Genomic DNA, 2625 nt, shown 5'->3' on the forward strand with positions numbered 1-2625 from the left:
ACCAAATCCTTTGAGCCTGACTCCGGCTGCGAACCTGACGCGATAAGACTTTCGCTTTGTCTTTCTGTTCCGTTCGACAAAGAGTCGAATGGATTGCCATGGGATGGTTCGGTGGCAACGAAAATATTGGTCAATCGATACTCGCGGATTCTCTGCGCACTGATTGCCATTGCTTTCACAGGGTTCAGCTCAGTTGCGAAGAGATAATTGTTCTTCGTGAAATGAGCCGTCTGGATGAAGACCTTGGCCAGAGCCTGAATCGGCTCACAAACCAGATTCGGGAGCAGGTCATGCGCTTTCACCCTGATCTACTTACGCTCAGTCCTTCCGCTGATGAGCCATGGTTTTGGAACCTTCTGGAGGCTACGGGTGACTGCGGGAAAGCTGCTACGTTTTCCCTGGCCAAGTCTAGAAGTCTGCTTGCCAAGTACCACATACGCAGGCATGCAGCCGAGGATGTTCTGCAGGCGGTAAAGGCTGAGCGCGTGACTGTGGCTCCTGGAACGACATCAGCTGCGATGATTCATATCAAAGCTGCTATTGCTCAGGTGCGAATTGTGGACGAGCAGAGAAAGCAGATCCGAAAGGAGATTGACACCCTGTTGGGAAAGCTTGCTGCAACTGAAAACAAAACGGAGGAGCTGGCTGACGCCGCTATTATCCTTTCGGTGCCTGGAATCGGAAACGCGGTTGGAGCAACTTTGCTTGCTGAGGCTTCCCAGTCTCTCACCGAGCTTGACTACAGGGCCCTGCGAGCCTATTCCGGTGTCGCACCAGTAACCAAGCGAAGCGGAAAACGATCGTCGGTTATGATGCGGCGGGCTTGTAATGAGAGACTTCGGAATGCTATTTATCATTGGTCCAGGGTAAGCATCCAGAAAGACGACATAAGCAGGAAAAAGTACGCGGCTTTGCGAGCGAAGGGACATTCACATGGCAGGGCTCTGCGCACCGTGGGCGACTCGCTCTTGAGACAGCTTTTCAGCATGCTCAGACACAGAACGATTTACGATCCAGGCAGACGCCAGGCAGCCTGACCACCTGCGGAAACCTTCATCGAGCCTACCTTCGATGGGCAGGCTAAGGCTCCTTGTTGTTCCTGGTGTCATCCCCAAGCCCCTCTGGCGTTTACAGTCGCCCCAAAAAAACCTTTACTATTGGTGGGGAGTCCATCCCCCGCTCTGCGCGAGAAAAACAAGCGTGATCGTGACGATATTCTGTGGCCGGACACGCGTGTTGAAAAGCCTCTGGCCCGGCTTTACACGGACATTCTGGATGAGGCGGGGCCGTGGGGATCGGTGCAGATGTCGGCAGGCGGGATAATGAAAAGGTACGGCATCGCAAAGAACACCGTTTATAAACTGCTATCCGATCCCCCGAAGTGGCTGGAGGTTGAGGCATTGCCGGGAGAGGGTTATCGCCTGACAATTCGCCCTGTCCGCCAGTTGACGGATAGGGCATATGATCTCCTTATGGAGAAATCACATCGCTGTGGCGAAAACCTCGTTTGCATAGATAAGCCGGAAAATGTGCGGAAGGGCGAGCGCAATCACTGGCTGGTTACGATTATTCTGACCTGCAAGTGGAAGGGAATTGGCCAGCGTGAGCTCCGCGCTATGCTGGATCAAATCATAAAACGCGTTCCAGGCTGGCAGAAATCGCAATCGCTTGCGCGAAATCTGGGTTCGATAGTGCGGAGCCTCTACCATCACCGGAGCTCACTGAAGGGCAAATCCCCGGATCAGATTTTACCTGAGTGGTTGCTCGCAGCCCTGCAGCCTGCCAGGCCAAACCGGCTTTCGCAAAAAATTCGTAAGAAGGGATCCCGTAGGGATCTCGAGCCCTGCTCTGCGAATCCTGTGACACCGGAGCGTGATACCGGGGCCGTGGTCTTGCCTTTTCAGGCTCCCTCCTCCCCCATCCCCGGTGAAGTCAGGCCGGTGGTCAGGGGCGGGCCAGGCCCATGGGTCGACAGTGGAACCGGAATTCCAAATGCAATCGTACCTGAGTTTTTTTCAGCGGCAGTTCATACCGGACAGACTGAAATCCACCCGGCGGGCCGCGCGGTTTCAGTGCCGTCCGCACTTGGTCCTGATGCAGAGCTCGCCTCCGGCGCAGAATCTGGCGATGGTCTCAGCGATGTGCATCCAGGCGGCCAGGTTTTTGCCCACCTGTCGGGCTCGGCGCTAAGCTCAGCGTTTTCAAAGGCGCTGATGAAATCCGCGCTGCCCGCCGCAGAGAAGGCCCGAATTCTGACGGAGGTGACGAGCATCGCGAATGTAAACCTGAAGGAAAAGGCTCGCCGGGAGTGGTTGGCACATTTGGCGCGATTTTTATGCAGAGAACAAATGTGATTTCCAGGAAATTCGCATCGATTTTAATCTATTTTTTAAGATGAAATTGTAAAATCGAGTGGAAGAGTTGGAGTGATGAATTCAGATCTCTCAAGCATTATGCAATAATTTTCATATTTTTCGACGGATAAGGATTTGTCTGTTTGTAGACGTATCTGAGTATGGCAGAATTTTGGTTCAGGAGGTCCTCGTGTTCATACCCAGGCCATACCAGCAGCAGGCAGTTGATGCCGTTTTGAAAAAAAAAGCGGAAGGCAGGCGCAAACTCCTT

The 2625-nt window shown here is 53.4% G+C and carries 3 protein-coding genes; 2 read left to right on the plus strand and 1 reads right to left on the minus strand.

Annotated elements, in window-relative coordinates; translation table 11 throughout:
- A partial coding sequence (locus tag VE954_RS17105) for a hypothetical protein (RefSeq protein ID WP_324954917.1) occupies positions 1-302 on the minus strand: 302 nt, incomplete at its 3' end.
- Between VE954_RS17105 and VE954_RS17110 the strand changes: the two genes are divergently transcribed.
- Positions 291-1037, plus strand: a complete 747-nt coding sequence (locus tag VE954_RS17110) for a transposase (protein WP_324954919.1) — start codon at positions 291-293, stop codon at positions 1035-1037. The genes VE954_RS17105 and VE954_RS17110 overlap by 12 nt on opposite strands.
- Positions 1038-1160: 123 nt before the next feature.
- Positions 1161-2354, plus strand: a complete 1194-nt coding sequence (locus VE954_RS17115; RefSeq protein WP_324954921.1) for a hypothetical protein — start codon at positions 1161-1163, stop codon at positions 2352-2354.
- Positions 2355-2625 lie beyond the last annotated feature (271 nt).

This window comes from Oligoflexus sp. (assembly GCF_035638955.1).
Taxonomy (GTDB): domain Bacteria; phylum Bdellovibrionota_B; class Oligoflexia; order Oligoflexales; family Oligoflexaceae; genus Oligoflexus.

Excerpts from the sequence above, each read along its gene's own strand:
- VE954_RS17110 (WP_324954919.1), top strand. The coding sequence starts at position 291 with ATGCGCTTTCACCCTGATCTACTTACGCTCAGTCCTTCCGCTGATGAG.